The following is an 18,983-nucleotide window of genomic DNA, read 5'->3' on the forward strand; positions in this document are numbered from 1 at the left end:
AAGGGGGTCCGCCGTGCTGTCCGCCGTGCGACGGCGGACGGCGGGAGGTCAGAACTTGATCCCGCCCAGCAGGCTGGCGAGGCTCGCGCCTCCGGCCGTGATGCTCGGGGCGATGGCGGTGCCCGCGAGGTAGAAGCCGAAGAGTGCGCACACCAGCGCGTGCGAGGCCTTGAGTCCGTCTTTCTTGAAGAAGAGGAAGCAGATGATTCCGAGCAGCACCACACCTGAGATGGACAGGATCATTGGGGATCTCCTGGTTGATGGGGACGGTCACCATGAGTTCTTCCAGGCTCACAGGAAGTATCTATGCGATAAAAGGTGCAAATGGGTGAAACTCTGCCAATTTCACTGGAGTGGCGGATATGAAAAGCAGCCCGGAGCGGGACACTGTGCGGCCTTCGGACGGTCAAACCGTCACTCGCGGTGATCTTTGCCGCCGGTGGGCCACGTCATGTGGCCCGGTGGGCAGTACCCTGTCGATTCACTCGTACGGCGCTGTCGCCGTGCGGGTTTGTTCCGTTGCCCCTAAGGAGTTTTCGATGAGTGAGGACCTCGATCCCGAGGTGGTCGAGCTGGCGTCCAAGATCTTCGAGCTGGCCCGCCAGGGAGACGCCGAGGCGCTCGCCGCATACGTCGACGCAGGGGTGCCCGCGAACCTCACCAACGACCGCGGCGACTCCCTCGTGATGCTCGCCGCCTACCACGGGCACGCCGAGGCGGTCGCCGCCCTGCTGGCCCGCGGCGCCGAGGCCGACCGCGCCAACGACCGCGGCCAGACCCCGCTCGCCGGGGCGGTCTTCAAGGGCGAGGACGCCGTGATCAAGGCCCTCCTGGCCGGCGGAGCCGATCCTTCCGCCGGGACGCCCTCCGCGGTCGACACCGCCCGGATGTTCGGCAAGGCGGAGCTGCTCGCCCTGTTCGGGGCCAACTGAGCGTCCACCAAGCGTTTACGGGGGATCCACCGAAGAGCCCGCGGAGAGGGGCGCCGTAAATGTGGTCGCAATGGCGAAATGGCTGGGTCATCATGACGTCGAACCCCTACATCGGGGGCAGGGTTCCTTCACCGGGAACCACGACGAGAGGCAGGAAGATGGTCTACACCAGGCAGAAGACGGCGGGCGACCCCTCATGTTGCTGCGCGGCCTAGGGCAAGGCACGAATCCCCGGTTGCGTCGACAGCTTGATGTGAGGCTATTTCCATGTTCGATCCAGTCATAGCGCCGAGCGGCACGCTGCTCGGCCTGCTGCAGCGGGGCCGCGGCGACGGCACGCTGCACGCGCTGGCCGCCCCGCGCGACGAGGCCCTGGCGGCCCTCAACCACTGCGTACTGAGCGACCCCCGCACCGACTGGCAGGTCGAGAACCGCTCGTTGTACTACGCGCGGCTCTTCCTGGACCTCGACGGCGGGCTCGACCAGATCGAGAGCCACCTCTTCAGTGCCGAGGACGTCCTCGACACCGAGGACTCCAGGACCGGGCTCGCCCTGGCCGTCCTCGGCCACCTCGCCTCGTACGGCAGGAGCGACGCCCTCGCGCTGCTCCGCCGCTACGCCGCGACCGGGTCCAACTGGGCCTGGGCCCTGGACGAGCTGGCGCTGCGCGACGACGACGCGGGCCTGCGCGGCCTCGCCACGTCCGTGCTCGGCCGCTTCCCGGCCACCACGGAGGGCGACGCCGAGCTCGCGACCACCGTGCGCGACGCCTTCGAGCCCCGGCCCTGGCGGCTCTGGGCCGAGGACCCGCGCGACGAGGTGGGCAAGCGGGTGCGGGCCGCCCGGGAGACCGGCTCCTTCGACCGCTGGCAGCGCCAGATGCGGCCGTCCGGACCCCGGCCCGGCTGGAGCGTCCGAGCCGTCTTCGACTGGGCCGACGAAGGCCTGGAACGCGGCGCGGTCCTGCACCTGCCCGCGGCCCGGTGCCTCGGCGCGGTCGCCGGGCCCGAGGACCGGGACGCCATTGTCGAGGCGGCCCGCTCCGGCAGCGACGGAGCCCGCGGCGCCGCCCTGCACTACCTCGCCGAGTCGTGCGACGCCCGGGTCCTCGACCTGATCGAGGCGGCCGTCTCCACCGGCTCGCGCACCGCGGCCGACGCGGCCGTGCACGCCTTCGAGCGGATGTGCGGCCCCGAGGCCGTCGACCGGGCCCGCGGCTGGGCCCGGCGCCCCGATCAGCTCGGCGCCGCCGCCGCCGGCGTGCTCGCCGCACGCGGCGAGGCCGGCGACGAGAAGCTGGTGCTCGGCGTGCTCCGCGAGACCGTACGCGCCGAAGGCCCCGACGCCCCGCTGCTCCGGGCCCTCGTCGACGGGGCAGGACGGCTCGGCATCTCCTGCGCCGCCCCCGTCCTGCGCCACGTCTACCGCGAAACCGCCTCCTCCCAGCTCCGCGGCCGCACCGCCCGTGCGCTCGCCGCGACCGACCCCTCCTTCGCCACCGGCTTCGCCGTCGAATGCCTGTGGGACTGCGAGGAGACCACGAGAGAAGTGGCCGCCCAGTACGCGGAGCTCGTGGACGCCAGAGTGGCCGACCGGCTGCGCAGGCTCGCCGCCGACCCGGCCGAGGAGGCCGAGGTGCAGAGCGCCATCCACGACCGGCTCGGCCCGGACCCCACGGCCGTGTGATCCACGGCCTACGGGGGCAGGCCGTGCGACCCACGGCCGGACCCGGACGGGCAACACTCCTGGACGCCGGACCCGGAAGGGCAACGCTCATGGACGCCCGACCCGGCCCCGGAAGGGCAACGCTCACGGGACGTTCCCCGGGCGGAAAGATCCAAGTCGACCGGGCCACTCCCGGCGCGACGACAACACGGGTATGCGTGTCGTCATCGTCACCGAGTCCTTCCCGCCCGACGTCAACGGCGTGGCCCACTGCGCCCTGCAGACCGCACGGCACCTGGCCGCACGCGGTCACCAACCGCTCGTCATAGCCCCGGCCACGGCCACGGGGGAGGGCTCTGACGCGCCGTGCCCCGTCATACGGGTGCCCTCGCTTCCGCTGCCCGGCTATCCCGAGGTCCGCCTGGCCCTGCCGAGCCGACGGGTCGCCACGGCCATCGCCGCGCACCGCGCCGACCTCGTCCACCTCGCGAGCCCGTTCGTCCTCGGCGTCCGGGGCATGGCAGCCGCCGCCCGCCTGGGCGTACCCGCCGTCGCCGTCTACCAGACCGACCTCGCCGGATACGCCCGCACCTACATGGGTGCCGGCGAAGGCACCGCCTGGCGGCGCCTGCGAGCCGTCCACTCGGCCGCCGACCGCACCCTCGCCCCGTCCACCGCAGCCCTGCGCGACCTGACCGAACACGGCGTACGGCGGGTGCGCCTGTGGCCGCGCGGCGTCGACACCGAGCGCTTCCGGCCCGAACTGCGCGACGCGGCCCTGCGCCGCGAACTCGCCCCCCAGGGCGAACTCATCGTCGGCTACGTCGGCCGGCTCGCCCCCGAGAAGCAGGTCGAACTCCTCGCGGACGTCTGCGCGCTGGACGGCGTGCGCGTCGTCGTCACCGGCGACGGGCCGAGCGCCCCAGCGCTGCGCTCGGCGCTGCCCGGTGCCATCTTCCTCGGCCGCCGCACCGGACCCGAACTCGCCCGCATCCACGCCTCGTTGGACGTCTTCGCGCACACCGGCCCGTACGAAACGTTCTGCCAGACCGTGCAGGAGGCCATGGCGAGCGGGGTGCCGGTGGTCGCGCCGGCTGCGGGCGGCCCGCTCGACCTGGTGGCCCACGGCAGAACCGGGCTCCTCGTGCCGCCCGGGGACGCCGGGGCCTTCCGTGATGCCGTGCGGGAACTCGGCGATCCGGCGCTCCGGGCGGCCTACGGGCGGGCCGGGCGCAGCGCCGTCCTCGGGCGGACCTGGGCCGCGGTGGGTGATCTGCTCCTGGAGCACTACACCGAGGTGCTCGACGCGCGGACGGCGGTGGCGGCATGAGCGGCCTGCGGATCGTGCGGCTCGCCAACTTCGTCACGCCCGCCTCCGGCGGCCTGCGCACCGCCCTGCGCGAACTCGGCCGGGGCTATCTGGCCGCCGGGCACGACCCCGTACTGATCGTGCCCGGCGCCCGGGCGCGTGACGAACTCACCGAGCAGGGACGGGTGATCACCCTGCCGGGCGCCCTGTTGCCCGGCACCGGCGGCTACCGGGTGCTCGCCGACCCGCGCCCGGTCCGCCGGGTCCTGGCGGAGCTCGCGCCCGATCGCGTCGAGGTGTCCGACCGGACCACCCTGCGCTGGACCGGGGAGTGGGCCCGGCGGGCCCGGGTGCCCTCCGTGATGGTCTCGCACGAGACGGCCGACGGGGTGCTGCGCACCTGGGGCCTGCCCGAGGCCCTGGCCCGGGGCGCCGCCGATCGGCTCAACAGGCGTACGGGCTGGGCGTTTTCGCGGATCGTGTGCACCACGGAGTGGGCGGAGCGCGAGTTCGTGCGGATCGGGGCGCGCAATGTGGTCCGGGCGCCGCTCGGCGTCGACCTGGTCCGCTTCCGGCCGGGCCGGCGCTCCACGGTGCTGCGGGCCCGGCACGCGCGCGGCGCCCGGGTGCTGCTCCTGCTGTGCTCGCGGCTCTCGGTCGAGAAGCGGCCGGGCCTCGCCCTGGACGCGCTCGTGGCGCTGCGGCGTGCGGGCGTGCGGGCGGCCCTGGTGGTCGCGGGGGAGGGGCCGCTCGCGGGCGGCCTGAAACGCCGGGCGGCGAGGGAACGGCTGCCGGTCGAATTCCTGGGGCACATCGCCGACCGCGAGGACCTGGCCGATCTCCAGGCCGCCGCCGACGTCTGCTTGGCCCCGGGGCCCGCGGAGACGTTCGGCCTCTCGGCGCTAGAGGCCCTGGCGTGTGGGACCACCGTGGTGTGCGCGGCGTCGTCCGCACTCCCCGAGGTCGTCGCCGACGCGGGCCTCGCGGCGGGCGGTACCGGCGAGGAATTCGCCCTCGCGGTAAGGGAGTTGCTGGCCAGGTCCGAGCAGCGCCGCAGGGCGGCCGCACGGGCGCGGGCCGAGCTGTTCGGCTGGGGCGGCGCGGTGACCGCCTTCCTGGCCGCGCACGACGCCCCGGCGGTGGTGGCCGAACCCGCCCCGCACTGCGCACCGGCGTCCGGGGCCACCGGGCCCGCCGCCCACGACATCCCGGCGGCCGGGGCGGCCGAGCCCGCGCCGCACACCACGGGGCCCGCCCCGCACCGGGCGGCGCCGGAGGTGATCGCGTGAGTGCCCCGGCCGTCGAGGCGGCGCCTCGACTCGCCCGCCGCCCCCTGCGGTTCGCGGCGCTCGGCGACTCCCTCACCGAGGGTGTCGGCGATCCGGTCGCCGGGGGGCGGCGCGGCTGGGCGGCGCTGCTCGCCGCGGGACAACGGGGATGGGAGTTCCGCAACTTCGCCGCCAGCGGGGCGCTCACCCTCGACGTGGTCGAGCAACAGGCCCCCCGGGCAAGGGAGTTCGCACCCGACCTCGTCTCGGTCGTCGTCGGCGTCAACGACACCTTGCGCCGCTCCTTCGACATCCGGCGCATCGCCGTCCGCCTGGACACGCTGTACGCGGACCTCGTCGGGGCGGGCGCGGTGCTCCTCACGGCATGTCTGCCCGATCCCGGCGCCATGCTGGGCCTGCCCGGACCGCTCGCCCGGCCGCTCGCGCGGCGCCAGCGGGCCGTCAACGGCGTGGTGCACGCCCTGTCCGCACGCTACGGGGCCGTGCACCTGCACCTCGCCGACCCGGCGTGGGTCGAGGACCGCACGCTGTGGAGCGCGGACCGGCTGCACCCGGGTGAGCGGGGTCACCGGCTGATCGCGGCCCGCTGCCACGCCCTGCTCACCGAGCGGGGCATCGCCGCGGGCGCACCGCCCTCGGCCGAACCGGAACAGCCGCCGCCGGGCGCTGCCGCCTCGCTGTACTGGCTGGCCACATCGGGCACCGCCTGGCTCGCCCGGCGCTCCACCGACCTGCTGCCCCAGCTGCTGCGGCTCGCCGGTGACGAGCTGCGGCACGCGGCGCGGGGCACCGCGGTCCGGCTCGACCTGCACGCCGCGGACGCGCTCGCCGCCGCCCTCGCGACCGTCGCGCCGGTGCCGGATCAGCGCCAGTGCGTCAGGACGAACCTGAGCGGGGTGCCCGGCACGGCCTGTGCCGCGGCCGCCAGGTCCGGTTCGGGCACGACGCCGATCACCGGGTAGCCCCCGGTCGTCGGATGGTCGGCCAGGAAGACCACGGGCCGTCCGTCCGGCGGTACCTGTACCGCCCCCAACACCATTCCCTCACTGGGCAGTTCACCCTCCAAGGACCGGCTGAGCGCCGGTCCCTCGGTGCGCAGCCCGATGCGGTTGCTCGCCGAGGACACCCGGTAGTGCCCGGCCGCGAGCGCGGCGAGCGCGTCCGGCGTGAACCAGTCCGCACGCGGCCCCGGGCGCACCCGCAGTACGAGCTCCTCGGGCACCCCCGGCGCGGGTGCCTCGTCCACCGGGGGACGCGTGGCGCCCGGGCGCCCCAGCGGCAGCACCGCACCCTCCCTGAGCAGCGCCGGGCCGAGCCCGGACAGGAGGTCGGTGGAGCGGCTGCCGAGCACCGGCTCGACGGCGATGCCGCCCGCGAACGCCACGTACGAGCGCACCCCGTGGGTCGCCGCGCCCACCTCGACCACCGCGTCCGACGGCACCCGCACCGGGGCTCCCCACGCGACCGGCCGGCCGTCCACGGTGACCGGGCAGGGCGCCCCGGTCACCGCCACGGTGACCGCCCAACGGGGGCGTACCGCACAGCCGTTGAGGGTCGTCTCCAGGACGGCCGCTCCCGGCGCGTTGCCGACCAGGCGGTTGGCGAGCCGGCTCGCGGGCAGGTCGAGCGCGCCCGATCGCGGGACCCCGAGGTGCGCGTGCCCGTGCCGCCCCTCGTCCTGTACGGAGGTGAGCGCGCCGGCCCGCACGACGGACAGCGCCCGGTCGGTCATCGCGCCCCTCCGGGGACGAAGCGGACCCGGGTGCCCGGCGTGAGCAGGACGGCGGGCTCGCGGCGCGGGTCCCACAGGGGCGCGTCCGTGCTGCCGATCAGCTGCCAGCCGCCGGGGGAGGAGCGCGGGTAGACGCCGGTGTACGGGCCCGCGAGAGCCACCGAGCCCGCCGGGACCGCGGTGCGCGGGGTGGCCCGGCGGGGCGTCGCGTACCGGTCGTCGAGCCCGGTGAGGTAGGCGAAACCGGGGGCGAAGCCGCAGAAGGCCACCCGGAACTCGGCCGAGGAGTGGATGCCGGCCACCTCCCGCTCGGACACCCCCCACAGGGCGGCGACGTCCGCCAGGTCGGGGCCGTCGTAGCGGACGGGGATCTCGACCGTCTCCTGGTCGGCCCCCTCCAGGGGAGGGATCTCCCAGGTGGTCAACTGGGCTGCCAGGGAAGGGGGATCGGCCACGCCGTCGAGCAGGACGGTACGGGCCGCGGGCACGATCTCGGTCACCGCGGGCAGGGTCCCGGCGGCGCGGCGCCGCAGCAGCTCGGCGTGCAGGGCTCCGGCCCGCTCGCCGTCGTCCAGCTCGACCAGCAGGGCGTGCTCCCCGACCGGCAGGACGCGCGGCGTGCTCACGCGAACGCCGCCACCGAGACGCCCGCCGCCTCAAGAGCGGCCCGCACCCGGCGGGCCAGGTCCACCGCGCCCGGGGTGTCCCCGTGCAGGCACAGCGAGCCCGCCCCGACGGCGACCCGCTCGCCGGACTCGGACACCACCGTGCCGTCCAGGGCCATCGACACGGCCCGCGCCACCACCGCGTCCGGGTCGCTGACCACCGCGCCGTCCCTGCCGCGCGGCACCAGGGTGGCCCCTGGGGTGTAGGCGCGGTCCGCGAACGCCTCGGTGACGACCGGAAGGCCGGCCCGCTCGGCCGCGGCGAGCAGCCGGGAACCCGGCAGGCCGAGGACCGGAAGACCCGTGCCCGCGAGCAGCACGCCTTCGACGACGGCGGCCGCCTGCTCCTCGTCGTGCACGACGCGGTTGTAGAGCGCGCCGTGCGGCTTGACGTACGAGACCGGGCTGCCCGCGGCGCGTGCGAAGACCTCCAACGCGCCGATCTGGTAGGCCACTTCGGCGGCCAGCTCGTCGGACGGCACGTCCATGGAGCGACGGCCGAAGCCCGCCAGGTCGCGGTAGGAGACCTGGGCGCCGATGCGCACCCCGCGCTCGGCGGCCAAGGCGCACACCCGCCGCATGATGGCCGGGTCGCCCGCGTGGAAGCCGCAGGCCACATTGGCGCTGGTGACGACGGAAAGGAGCTGTTCGTCGTCGGTGAGGCGCCAGTGGCCGAAGCCCTCGCCGAGATCGGCATTGAGGTCGATCGACGTCGTCGCGGACCGGGTCATGGGCGGTGCGTCTCCTGTTCACGGGGGTGCGTGGTCCTGTGGTGCAGTGTGCCCCGGCCGGGCGCGGCGCGCTCGGCCGGGACGCGGGTGCGCGTGGTTCAGCCGGTGCGGTAGTGCTCGTCGCGGACGTCGGTGAGGAACATCCGGCCCGGCGCGTGGGTGAGCGCGAACGGCGGCCGGGAGGCCGTCACCGCGGCCTGCGGGGTGACCCCGCAGGCCCAGAACACGGGCACGTCGCCGGGCTCCGCCCGCACCGGGTCCCCGAAGTCGGGCCGGGACAGGTCCGCTATGCCGAGTGCCGCGGGGTCGCCCGAGTGCACCGGAGCGCCGTGGACGGCCGGCATGGCCCGGGTCACCCGGCGGGCGGTGGCCACCAGGGCGGCCGGGACCGGGCGCATGGACACCACGAGGGGCCCGCTGAGCCGTCCGGCCGGCCGGCAGGGCCGGTTCGTCACGTACATCGAGACATTGCGGCCCTGCTCGATGTGGCGCAACGGCACGCCCTCGGCGGCCAGTTGGGACTCGAAGGTGAAGCTGCATCCGATGAGGAACGTCACCAGGTCGTCCCGCCAGAAGGCCGTGGCGTCCACCGGTTCGGCGATGAGCTCGCCGTTCTCCCAGACCCGGTAGCGGGGAAGGTCGGAGCGCAGATCGGCGTCGGGGGCGAGCCGCGTCCGGAAGGCGCCGGGACCGGTGACGTCGAGAACCGGGCAGGGCTGCGGATTGCGCTCGCAGAACAGCCGTACGTCCTCGGCCCAGTCGGCAGGCACACAGACCAGGTTCGCCTGGGCGTGCCCGGGCGCCCAGCCCGCCGTCGGCACGTCCGTGCCGGAACGGAACAGGGTGCGGGCCTGCTGGGGAGAGGCGAGCGCGGGCGGTTCGAGTCGGGTCATGACAGCTCCTGTCCGCGCGTCTCGGGCAGGCCGAGCAGGGCCAGTACCGCGATCGCGTAGCCGACGGCGCCGAAGACCAGGGCACCGCCCACGCCCCAGCTGTCGGAGAGATAGCCGACCAGGGTCGGGAAGAAGGCGCCCACGGCCCGCCCGGTGTTGTACGTGAACCCCTGGCCGCTGCCGCGCACCGCCGTCGGATACAGCTCGCTGAGGAAGGAGCCGAAGCCGCTGAAGATCGCCGACATGCAGAAGCCGAGCGGGAAGCCCAGCACGAGCAGGAGGGTGTTCGCCCCGGACGGGAGGTGCGTGTAGAGGAGGATGCAGACGGCCGACAGGACGGCGAACAGGGCGATGTTCTTCTTCCTGCCGAGCCGGTCGGTGAGGTGGCCGCCGGTCAGGTAGCCGATGAAGGAGCCGGATATGAGGAACGCCAAATACCCGCCGGTGCCGACCACCGTGAGGTGCCGCTCGCTCTTGAGGAAGGTAGGTACCCAGGTGGCGAGGGTGTAGTAGCCGCCCTGGACGCCGGCGGAGAGCAGCACCGCGAACAGGGTGGTGCGCAGCAGCGGGCCGCGGAAGATCGCCGCGAAGGTGGCGCCGCCGCTCGTGGTGCGGGCCGTGGCGAGGCGCTGCTCGGTGGCTTCGGGGGCGTCCTCGACGTTGCGGCGCACGTAGACGAGCAGGAGGGCCGGGAGCGCTCCGGTCCAGAACATCACGCGCCAGGCGGTGTCCGGGCCGACGTGCTGGAACACCAGCGTGTACACGACGACGGCGAGCGCCCAGCCCGCCGCCCACGCGCTCTGCACGGCGCCCAGGGTGCGGCCGCGGTGGCGGGCCGACGCGTACTCGGCGACCAGGATCGCGCCGACCGCCCACTCGCCGCCGAAGCCGAGGCCCTGGAGGGCGCGGAAGACCAGCAGGGTCTCGTAGTTGGGCGCGAACCCGCACAGGACGGTGAAGAGCGCATAGGTGCCGACGGTGATCATCAGCGCCCGGACCCGGCCGATGCGGTCGGCGACCACCCCGGCGAGCGCGCCGCCGACGGCCGAGACCACCAGCGTCACCGTGGTCAGCAGCCCGGTCTGGCCGGTGTCGAGACCGAAGTGGGCCGAGATCGCGACCATGGTGAGCGGGAGCGTGAAGAAGTCGTACGAGTCGAGCGCGTAGCCGCCGAACGCGCCGCCGAACGCGCGCCGGCCGCCCGGGCCGAGCGCGCGCAGCCAGCCGAACGGGCCGCTTTCGTAGGGCAGTCGACCGTGCTGCGGCTCTGCCTTGGTCGTGCTCATGTGCACCTCGCAGGAGGGGACGAGAGGGCGGACGAGAGGGCTGCCGGGGCTGTGCCGGAGGGGTGCTGGGTGCTTGAGGGTGCCGTGCGGGGGCGCGGTGCGGACGCTTCACCGTGCGGTCGTTTCGGCGTGCCGTCGTTTCAACGTAGGGGATTGTTGAACGATCCGACAAGGCTCTTGCGCGGACGTTCCCGCTTCCTCATGTCCTCACGGTGCTTCTACGATGGGCGCACGCGTCGGCGGGAGCGGCCGACGGAGGAGAGAGGGCGCTGTGGCGACAACGGGTCCCGGGCCGGGCGGACTTGCCGAGGACCGCGCACTGCTCGGCCGCACCAGCACGGCGGAGCGGGTCGCGGACATCCTGCGGACCCGTATCGCGGACGGCTACTTCCCGCCGGGCGAGCGCCTCGTCGAGGACGCCATCGGCAAGGCCCTAGGGGTCTCGCGCAACACCCTGCGCGAGGCGTTCCGGCTGCTCACCCACGAACGGCTGCTCGTCCACGAGCTCAACCGCGGAGTCTTCGTGCGGGTGCTCGCCGTCGAGGACGTCACCGACATCTACCGCACCAGGCGCCTAGTCGAATGCGCCGTCGTCCAGGGTCTCGGCAAGCCGCCCTATCCCCTGGACGGGCTCGACGCGGCCGTCTCCGGCGGCGAACGCGCGGCCGAGGAGGGCGACTGGGCGGGCGTGTCCACCGCCAACATCCACTTCCACCGCGAACTCGTGGGCCTGGCCGGCAGCGCCCGCACGGACGAGCTGATGCGCGGCGTTCTGGCCGAACTCCGCCTGGCCTTCCACGTGGTGGACGATCCCCGCCGCCTCCACCAGCCCTACCTCGTCCGCAACCGGGAGATCGTGGAGGCACTGCGCACGGGCCGGCGGGACGCGGCCCGGCGGCTGCTCGCCGACTACCTCGACGACTCGCGCGCCCAGCTCGTCGACGCGTACGCGAAACTGGTCACCGGCCTGCCCGCCTGACCCGCGCACCGGGTGCGGGGGGCGGGCGGATCTGCGCCGTTTCGACCGTTGTCAGTGCGAGGACCTAATCTGTCCAGCGTGACTTCGCCTGCCTCGACGGAATCCGTTCCGCCCCAGCTCAGCGCGGCCGTGCGCCCGGCACCGGGCCCGGCCGCCGACGAGGGTCTCGCGCGCCGCCTGCGCGCGCTGGCCTGCACCGCGCCGCTGCACGACCTCGACGTGCGCAAGGCCAACCTCGCGGGCGAGTACTCGGTGTACGCCATGGCCGAGGTGGCACTGGCCTCCATCGACCTCGTCACCCTCAACATGGACTTCGACACGGGCGCCGACCACGAGCAGATCGTGGCCCGGCTGATCCCGCGCGTCGCCGCCCAGGCCCCGGCCCGGCCCACCGCCGAGCACGAGCGGGTGGCCCGCTGGGTCCTGGAGAACCTGATCAACGTCGGCAGCGTGGACCGCGGCTTCCGCGCGGTGTACGGCACGTTCAACCCCGACGGGGTCTACGTCCGCAGGGACTACGACTTCAAGCTCCTCGAAGAGGTCCCCGGCCACGGCGGCGCCGTCTATCTGCGCACCACCGACGAGGCCGTCAACGTCCTGGTGGGCGCCCTCGACACGGACGTCACCAGCGCCCAGATCGCGGCCGAGGTCAAGCTGGAGGTCCTCATCAGCCGGGGCCGCCTCGCCGACGCCCAGCTCGCCGCCGAACAGGCCCGCTACCGCACGGTGCAGTACGCCGAGACGCTGCGGCGCACCTTGGAGGCGACGCGGCGCAACGTCCGCGCGGTCGACTGGCTCAACGCGGTGCCGGACATGATCGCCGAGGCCCTCGACCACGTCGCCGACCGCTACCGGCACGAGAACGCGATCCTCACCAACATCCGCAAGGCCCGCGACGAAGCGGAGGACCCGGAGAACAAACGCCGTGCCGCCGAGCTCGTCGACATCGTCAAGGACTGCATCCGCCGCCACACCCAGCTCCAGTCCCGCCTCCTGGAGGCCGGCCCGCTCTTCCGCGCCGAACAGGACCGCCAGGCCTTCGCCCGGCCCGCCGCCCGCTCCGGACTCGACCTGTACGGCCAGCTGGTCGCCCCGCTGCTGCCGCTCCCGGTGACGGACGCGATCCGGGTGACCGACGCTTTCTTCGCCCGCGGCGCAGGCCTGCGCACCCCGGTGTCCGTACGGGTCGGGGACCTGGTGGACATACTGCTCACCCCGCCCATGGAGCGCGAACACCTGGGCGCGGAGATGCCCGAGCCCGAGCTGATCGCCACCCCCGACGACAGCCGCTTCAGCGAGGAGCAGCTGGCCTCGGCCATGGAGTTGCTCGACCTGGAGCACGACGCGCCGCGCCGCCTCTCCGGCCTGCTGGCCGACGCCCGCCGCCTCGACCCCGAACTGCCCTACCTGGTCGCCCTGTTGGCGGTCCACGCCGCGAGCCCCCCGGTCGGCACGGCCTACCGCCAGGGCGAGGAGCGCCTGCTGTTCGCGGTGGACGACGGCACCCAGCTGGACGACCCCGAGTTCGGCGGGGCGGACCTGATCGTGGGAATGGCCCTGCTGGACGCGGTGGGAATGGCCGCGGGCCGGACGGAGGCGGCGTGACACGTCCACCCCGGACCACCCGCGGCCCCGGGGCCCCGCCCAGGGCTCCGTTCGCGCCTGAACGGCGCGCGTCCTTTATCGCCGGACGCGCCGGGAGCGCCGCGTACCCCGTGCTGCCAGGTGTGCGGGGCCGTGACACATGCGGCTTCGCCGCGCGGGCGCGAGCAACCACGCACGGCCCGCACCCGGACGGCATCCCCCGGAGGGGTGCGGGAAGGGGCGGGGCGGGGAGCGAACCCGCCGCAGGTGCCCCGCACACGCACCGCGCACATCGCACCGCACGCACCAAGGAGACCACCCCGTGACCGACCACCCCACCGAGCACGTCGCCTTCGGCGACGAGGCCGAACCGGCGCCCGCCGCACCCGGCACCGGCGCCGGCGGCGAGGGCCGGATCACCCCCGCCGACGCCGCCGATGCCGCACGGCTCGTCGCCTTCGGTCTCCAGCCCAAGCTGCTCCCCGCCCGCGACGCGGAGTACGCGGAACTGCTCCGCCGTCACCGCGAGGACCCCGCGTTCGCGCGCCTCGCGGACGCCGTCGCCGCGGGGCTCGGCCTGATCGTCCTGGAGGTGTCGCCCCGCGCCGGCATGGCCGTGACGGCGGCGGAGGACTCCGTCTTCGCCGTCCGCATGGGCGACTACGCCCGCCGCGCCGCGGCCCCCGACTCCGCCGACCGGTTCCTGCACGGCCTCGCCCATCTCGCCGTCGCCGCCCTCGCGTTCCCGCGGCCCGAGGACCTCGCCGACGACGGATACATCGGACGCATCACCGTCAACGGCGTGGACGCGTTCGTCCGGCAGGCCTGCCGCCGGCTGGAGGAGCGGGCCGAGGAGACCGGCGAGAACACCGACCCCGAGACCGGCGCTCCCGGCCTGGAGGCCGCCTGGCGCATTTACGCGCGGCGCAGCTCCACCGGGGCCACCAAGGACGCCCGCCGACTCGCCGGTTCGACCACCGGCATCGTCGCCAAGGCCGTCGCCTTCCTCACCGAATCCGGCTTCCTCCAGCGGACCGGCGACGACGCGGGCGGCGCCTACCGCACCACCGCCCGCTACCAGTTGCAGGTCCGCGACATGGCGGGCAGCGCCGCCCTCACCGAGCTGATCGAGCTCGGCGTGGTCGCGGTCACCGACGGCGGCGCCACCCTGCTGGCGCCGTCGGACGCGGACGACCTGGAACTGGCGGCCGACGCCGGACTGCCCTTCCACTCCTGACCACGACCTTCCCTTCCGTCCCCTCCCCCCACACAACGACGAGAGTCCGCCGACATGTACGAGCTGTCCCGGGTCCGCCTCTACTCCATCGGGCCCGCCGGTGCGCGCTACGCCGACACCGTGCTTGACCTGCGGGGAGTCGGAGCGCCCGTGCCCAACCCGGCCCCCGCGCAGGCCGAGTTCTTCGAGGACGAGCCGGTCGGCCCGCCGCGCCGCCCGGCGCCCGCGGGCGTGCTCTTCCTGGAGAACGGGGGCGGCAAGTCCGTACTGCTCAAGCTGATCTTCTCGGTGATGCTGCCGGGCCACCGCAACACCCTGGGCGGTGCAAGCTCCGGCGTGTTGCGCAAGTTCCTGCTCGCCGACGACTGCGGACACGTCGCCCTGGAGTGGCAGCACACCCTCACCGGTGAACTGGTCGTGGTCGGCAAGGTCAGCGAGTGGCGCGGCCGCCAAGTCTCCAACGACCCGAGGAAGTTCGCCGAGGCCTGGTACTCCTTCCGGCCCGGTCCCGGCCTCAGCCTCGACTCGTTGCCGGTCGCCGAGTCCAGCGCGATGCGGCCGTCCGCGGAAGGCGCCTCCGGTGCCCAGGGCCGGCGCCGCACCATGAAGGGCTTCCGTGACGCCATCACCGAGGCGACCAAGGCCTACCCGCATCTGGAGGTGTACTGGGAGGAGATCCACGACCGCTGGAACGAGCACCTCGGCGACCTGGGCCTCGACCCCGAACTCTTCCGCTACCAGCGGGAGATGAACGCCGACGAGGGCGAGGCCGCGGGCCTGTTCGCGGTCAAGAAGGACTCCGACTTCACCGACCTGCTCCTGCGCGCCGTCACCGACACCCGTGACACGGACGGACTCGCGGACCTGGTCAGCGGGTTCGGCAACAAGCTCGGCCGCCGTGCCGAACTCACCGCCGAACGCGACTTCACCGCGGGCTCCGTGGACCTGCTCAACCGGATCGTCGAAGCGGCCGAGACCCGGGCCCGGGCCCGCGACATCCACGTCGGCGCCGAGCGCCGCACCCGTACGCTCGCCCGCCGTCTCTCGGCCCGCGCCGCCGAGGAGCGGGGCCGCGCAGCCGACCTCGCCCAGCAGGTCACCGCCGCCGCCCACCAGGTCACGCTCGCCGAGCAGGCCCGCGGCACGAGCTCCCTGATCGCCTCCGAACTCGCCTACCGGCACGCCTCGTTGGCGCTCGCCGTCGCCGAGAAGGCGGCCACCGCACAGCGCCGCGAACTGGCCGACGCCCGGACCCTGCACTCCGCCTGGCAGGCCGCCGAAGCCGTGCTGCGCCACCGCGCCGCCGCCGACCGCTCGGCCCGCGTGGCCGTCGCCATCCAGGAGGCCGAGCGCGACGCCGCCCCCGCGCTCGCCGCCCGCGCCAGGGCCGCCGCCGATCTCGTACGGGCCCTGCACACGGCCGCCGAGGACGGCGAGCGGGTCGCCGCGGAGGAGGAGGGGCGCTCGGCGGGCCTCCAGGAGGCGGGCGAGGCCGCGCACCGCGACGCCACCGCCGCCGCGACCGAGGCCCAGCGCGCCCGCAGCGAGACCGGGCACCTGCGCCAGCGCCTCGCCGAGGTCGAGCAGGAGACCGCCGAGGCGGTCCGCGCCGGCTGGCTCGACGACAGCGCACCGGACGCCGACCCGGCCCGCGCGGCCCTCGCCGCGAGCGACGCCGAGAAGACCGCCGTGGCCGGCTGGGACACCGCCCGCGAGGCCGCCCGCACCGCGGCCGACCGGGCCCGCGAGGCCGCCTCCGTCGAGGCCCGCGCCGAACTGGCCGCGGCCCGTGCCGAGGACGCCGCGCGCGCCGCCGGGAACGCCTACGACGCCGAGCGCCGTGCCGCGGAGTCGATCGCCGCCGAGGAGCGCCTGGCCGAACTCCTCGGCCTGCCCGGCGCGGGTGCCGCTGCCGGGGTGCCCGAGCCCCGCAGGCACGACGGGGAAAAGCTCCAAGGTCCGCTCGGCGCCGAGGAGTTGGACCGCAGCGCGGACGAACTGCGCGCGCTCCTCGACCAGTCCATCGCCTCCGCCGAACGCCAGCTCTTCGAGCTGCGCACGGCCGCCGCCGACGACTCCCGCATCCTTGGCGCGCTCGGCGACGGCGGGCTCCTGCCGCCCAGCGCGGACGTCCTGGCCACCGTCGAGTACCTGGGCGAGCACGGCATCCCCGCGCTGCCCGGCTGGCGCTACCTCGCCCAGGCGGTTGCCCCCGCCGACCACGCCGCGGTGCTCGCCGCCCGCCCCGAGCTCGTCGACGGCGTGGTCATCACCGACCCCGCCTCGCACGCCCGGGCCCGCGAGGCCCTCGCGAGCGCGGCCCTGCTGCCCCGCTCCGCCGTGGCCGTCGGCACGACTGCCGCGCTGCTCGCACCCGTACCGGCCGCGGACTCGGGCGGCGAGAGCGGCATCTTCCTCGTGCCGCCGAACCCGGCCATGCACGACGAACACGCCGCGGACGAGGAACGCCAGACGCTGCGCGCCCGCGCCACCGCCCGGGACGAGGAGATCCGCACGCTGGCCGCCCGGCTCACCGGGGACCGCTCGCTCGCCGCCCGGATCGGGTCCTGGCGCGCGGACTGCCCGCCCGGCATGCTCGCCGAGCTGGCCGCCGCGGCCGAAACGACCCGCGAAGCCGCCAAGGCAGCCACCGAGGAACTGGCCGAGGCCCGTTCCGCGCGAGCCGAGTCGGACGAAGCGGCGGCCGAGACGGCACGCGTGCGCGAGGAGCGCCAAGAGGCCGCCCAGCGCGCCCGGCGCGCGGCCGACGCCCTCGCCGGGCTCGCCTTCCGGCTCCGCGAGCGGGCCGGCTGGCAGGTCAAGCTCCGCGAACTCGCCGATGAGGCGGCCGAGTCGGAGGCCCGCGCGCAGTCGCTCCTGGAGCGCGCCAAGGCCGCCGACGAGGACCGCCGGGCCGCCCAGCGCGCCGCCGACGACGCCCACCGCACCTCCCGCGCGCTGCGCGCGGAGCGCGCCGAGATCGCGGGCGCCCCCGAAAACCTCCCGGAGCCCGACGCGGACGCCCCGCGCCACGCGCTGCCCGCCCTGCGCGAGGCCTACCGCGCCGCGTCCCAGCTGTACGAGAAGGTCGGCGTCGGCGCCGACCTGCGGGCCGAGCAGGCCCGCGCCGAGAGCGACGAGAGTGCGGCCCTGGCCGAGCTCGACCGGCTCACCAACAAGGTGCGCACCCGCGCCGCCACCCTCCTCGAAGGCACCGACGGCGCCGACGGCCCCTCCCGCCAGGCCGCCGTCGCCCGCGCCGAGTCACTGGTCCAGATGCTGGAGACCCGTGCCTCCACGGCCAGCGAGCAGCTCGGCCGGCTGCGCGGCGAGGCCGAGCGCCTGGCACCCGCCGACGGCGAGCGGCACACCGACCTTCCCGAGGACCACGTCCCGGCCGACGCCGAGCAGGCCCAGGCCCTGCTGCGTACCGCGACGACCCAACTGGCGGCGCGCACCGACGAGTTGGAGACAGCCCGCGCCGCCCACGCGGAACTGCTCACCGCCCACCGGACCGCGGAGGACGGGGCCGGCGGCTTCGACGAGACGGCCGCCCTGCTGCGCGACCTGCTGCGGGACAACAGCCAGGGCCCGGACGAGGAGAACGCCCCCGAGCCGTACCCGGGCACCCTGGAGGAGGCCCGCCAGTCCGCCACCGAGACGCGCCGCTCGCTGCGCGGCTGCTCCGGCGACCTCTCGGCCGCCGAATCCGCCGTGCGCGAGGCGAGCGACATCCTGGTGCGCCACGCCAACGCGACCCGCTACGAGCAGGTCCGCACCCCGGCCCGCCAGCAGATCCGCGAACTGCCCGCCGCCTCCCTGCCCGAGCACGCCGCCGCCTGGGCCGCCGCCTTCGAGCCGCGCCTGCGGGTCCTCACCGACGAGCTGGCGCAGCTGGAACGCAACCGGGACTCCATCGTCGACCGGCTGCGCGGCCTGGTGGATTCGGCGCTCACCACGCTCCGCTCAGCCCAGCGGCTCTCCCAGCTCCCCGAGGGTCTCGGGGAGTGGTCGGGCCAGGAATTCCTGCGCATCCGCTTCGAGGAGCCGGACCAGGCCACCCTCACCGAGCGCCTCGGCGAAGTCATCGACGAGGCCACCCGCGCGGCCGTGCGGAAGAACTCCGACCTGCGCAGGGACGGCATGTCCCTGCTACTGCGCGGCGTCCAGGCGGCCCTGGAGCCGCGCGGCATCAGCGTGGAGATCCTCAAGCCGGACGCGGTGCTGCGCGCCGAGCGCGTCCCCGTCGGGCAGATGGGCGACGTCTTCTCCGGCGGCCAGCTGCTCACCGCCGCGATCGCCCTGTACTGCACGATGGCGGCGCTGCGCAGCAACGACCGGGGCCGTGACAAGCACCGGCACGCCGGCACGCTCTTCCTCGACAATCCGATCGGCCGCGCGAACGCGACGTACCTCCTGGAGCTCCAGCGGGCCGTGTCCGACGCGCTCGGCGTCCAACTCCTCTACACCACAGGCCTGTTCGACACGACCGCGCTCGCCGAGTTCCCCCTGGTGATCCGGCTGCGCAACGACGCGGACCTCCGGGCGGGCCTGAAGTACATCAGCGTCGAGGAGCATCTGCGGCCCGGTCTGCCCCAGCAGGACACCGCGGGCGAGACCGTGCACGGTGAGATCACCGCGACCCGCATGTTCAAGAAGCCCACCGCGCAAGGGAGTTGAG

Annotated in this window: 15 protein-coding genes; 9 read left to right on the forward strand and 6 right to left on the reverse strand. The window is 74.8% G+C overall.

The features are described 5' to 3' along the window. Nucleotides 1–48 precede the first annotated feature (48 nt). Nucleotides 49–243 (reverse strand): hypothetical protein, encoded by a 195-nt coding sequence (locus IE267_RS35765; RefSeq protein ID WP_100577357.1) that lies wholly within the window; start codon nucleotides 241–243, stop codon nucleotides 49–51. Nucleotides 244–539: 296 nt separating this feature from the next. Here IE267_RS35765 and IE267_RS35770 point away from each other — a divergent pair, with 296 nt between their 5' ends. The 5 genes from IE267_RS35770 (at nucleotide 540) to IE267_RS35790 (ending at nucleotide 6,157) form a co-directional block, all read left to right on the forward strand. Then, the gene (locus IE267_RS35770) at nucleotides 540–932 is read left to right on the forward strand and encodes an ankyrin repeat domain-containing protein (RefSeq protein ID WP_161249412.1); all 393 of its coding nucleotides are present in this window, start codon (nucleotides 540–542) and stop codon (nucleotides 930–932) included. Between the two features lie 267 nt (nucleotides 933–1,199). Beyond that, nucleotides 1,200–2,618, forward strand: a complete 1,419-nt coding sequence (locus IE267_RS35775) for a HEAT repeat domain-containing protein (protein ID WP_167155076.1) — start codon at nucleotides 1,200–1,202, stop codon at nucleotides 2,616–2,618. A 193-nt stretch (nucleotides 2,619–2,811) separates the two neighbouring features. After that, the gene (locus tag IE267_RS35780; protein ID WP_167155079.1) at nucleotides 2,812–3,927 is read left to right on the forward strand and encodes a glycosyltransferase family 4 protein; all 1,116 of its coding nucleotides are present in this window, start codon (nucleotides 2,812–2,814) and stop codon (nucleotides 3,925–3,927) included. Continuing rightward, nucleotides 3,924–5,195, forward strand: a complete 1,272-nt coding sequence (locus IE267_RS35785) for a glycosyltransferase (RefSeq protein ID WP_167155082.1) — start codon at nucleotides 3,924–3,926, stop codon at nucleotides 5,193–5,195. The genes IE267_RS35780 and IE267_RS35785 overlap by 4 nt, the downstream gene beginning before the upstream one ends. After that, a complete protein-coding gene (locus IE267_RS35790; RefSeq protein ID WP_229861617.1) occupies nucleotides 5,192–6,157 on the forward strand; it encodes an SGNH/GDSL hydrolase family protein in 966 nt (321 codons plus the stop codon). Before IE267_RS35785 ends, IE267_RS35790 begins: the two co-directional genes overlap by 4 nt. Here IE267_RS35790 and IE267_RS35795 read toward each other — a convergent pair. The 5 genes from IE267_RS35795 to IE267_RS35815 form a co-directional block, all read right to left on the reverse strand. Then, nucleotides 6,058–6,927, reverse strand: a complete 870-nt coding sequence (locus IE267_RS35795; RefSeq protein WP_189766080.1) for a 5-oxoprolinase subunit C family protein — start codon at nucleotides 6,925–6,927, stop codon at nucleotides 6,058–6,060. The genes IE267_RS35790 and IE267_RS35795 overlap by 100 nt on opposite strands. Beyond that, a complete protein-coding gene (gene pxpB / locus IE267_RS35800; RefSeq protein WP_189766081.1) occupies nucleotides 6,924–7,553 on the reverse strand; it encodes a 5-oxoprolinase subunit PxpB in 630 nt (209 codons plus the stop codon). The genes IE267_RS35795 and pxpB overlap by 4 nt, the downstream gene beginning before the upstream one ends. Continuing rightward, nucleotides 7,550–8,323, reverse strand: coding sequence for a LamB/YcsF family protein (locus tag IE267_RS35805; protein WP_161254462.1), 774 nt, complete (start codon nucleotides 8,321–8,323; stop codon nucleotides 7,550–7,552). Before IE267_RS35805 ends, pxpB begins: the two co-directional genes overlap by 4 nt. A 98-nt stretch (nucleotides 8,324–8,421) precedes the next feature. Further along, nucleotides 8,422–9,216, reverse strand: coding sequence for a putative hydro-lyase (locus IE267_RS35810; RefSeq protein WP_189766082.1), 795 nt, complete (start codon nucleotides 9,214–9,216; stop codon nucleotides 8,422–8,424). Further along, nucleotides 9,213–10,502 (reverse strand): MFS transporter, encoded by a 1,290-nt coding sequence (locus IE267_RS35815; protein ID WP_189766083.1) that lies wholly within the window; start codon nucleotides 10,500–10,502, stop codon nucleotides 9,213–9,215. The genes IE267_RS35810 and IE267_RS35815 overlap by 4 nt, the downstream gene beginning before the upstream one ends. A 271-nt stretch (nucleotides 10,503–10,773) precedes the next feature. Here IE267_RS35815 and IE267_RS35820 point away from each other — a divergent pair, with 271 nt between their 5' ends. The 4 genes from IE267_RS35820 to IE267_RS35835 all read left to right on the forward strand — a co-directional run bounded on the left by IE267_RS35820 (nucleotide 10,774) and on the right by IE267_RS35835 (nucleotide 18,982). Continuing rightward, on the forward strand, nucleotides 10,774–11,481 hold the full coding sequence (locus tag IE267_RS35820; RefSeq protein WP_229861618.1) for a GntR family transcriptional regulator: 708 nt from the start codon (nucleotides 10,774–10,776) through the stop codon (nucleotides 11,479–11,481). A 78-nt stretch (nucleotides 11,482–11,559) separates the two neighbouring features. After that, entirely contained in the window at nucleotides 11,560–13,086 is a 1,527-nt protein-coding gene (locus IE267_RS35825; protein ID WP_167155103.1) for a hypothetical protein, read from the forward strand. Nucleotides 13,087–13,387: 301 nt separating this feature from the next. After that, nucleotides 13,388–14,302 carry a hypothetical protein gene (locus IE267_RS35830; RefSeq protein WP_167155106.1) on the forward strand — a complete coding sequence of 305 codons (915 nt, stop codon included), beginning with the start codon at nucleotides 13,388–13,390 and terminating at the stop codon, nucleotides 14,300–14,302. Nucleotides 14,303–14,356: 54 nt separating this feature from the next. Beyond that, nucleotides 14,357–18,982 carry a coiled-coil domain-containing protein gene (locus tag IE267_RS35835; protein ID WP_189766085.1) on the forward strand — a complete coding sequence of 1,542 codons (4,626 nt, stop codon included), beginning with the start codon at nucleotides 14,357–14,359 and terminating at the stop codon, nucleotides 18,980–18,982. Nucleotide 18,983 lies beyond the last annotated feature (1 nt).

The sequence above is a fragment of the Streptomyces xanthochromogenes genome, from assembly GCF_014650455.1.
Lineage (GTDB): Bacteria > Actinomycetota > Actinomycetes > Streptomycetales > Streptomycetaceae > Streptomyces > Streptomyces xanthochromogenes.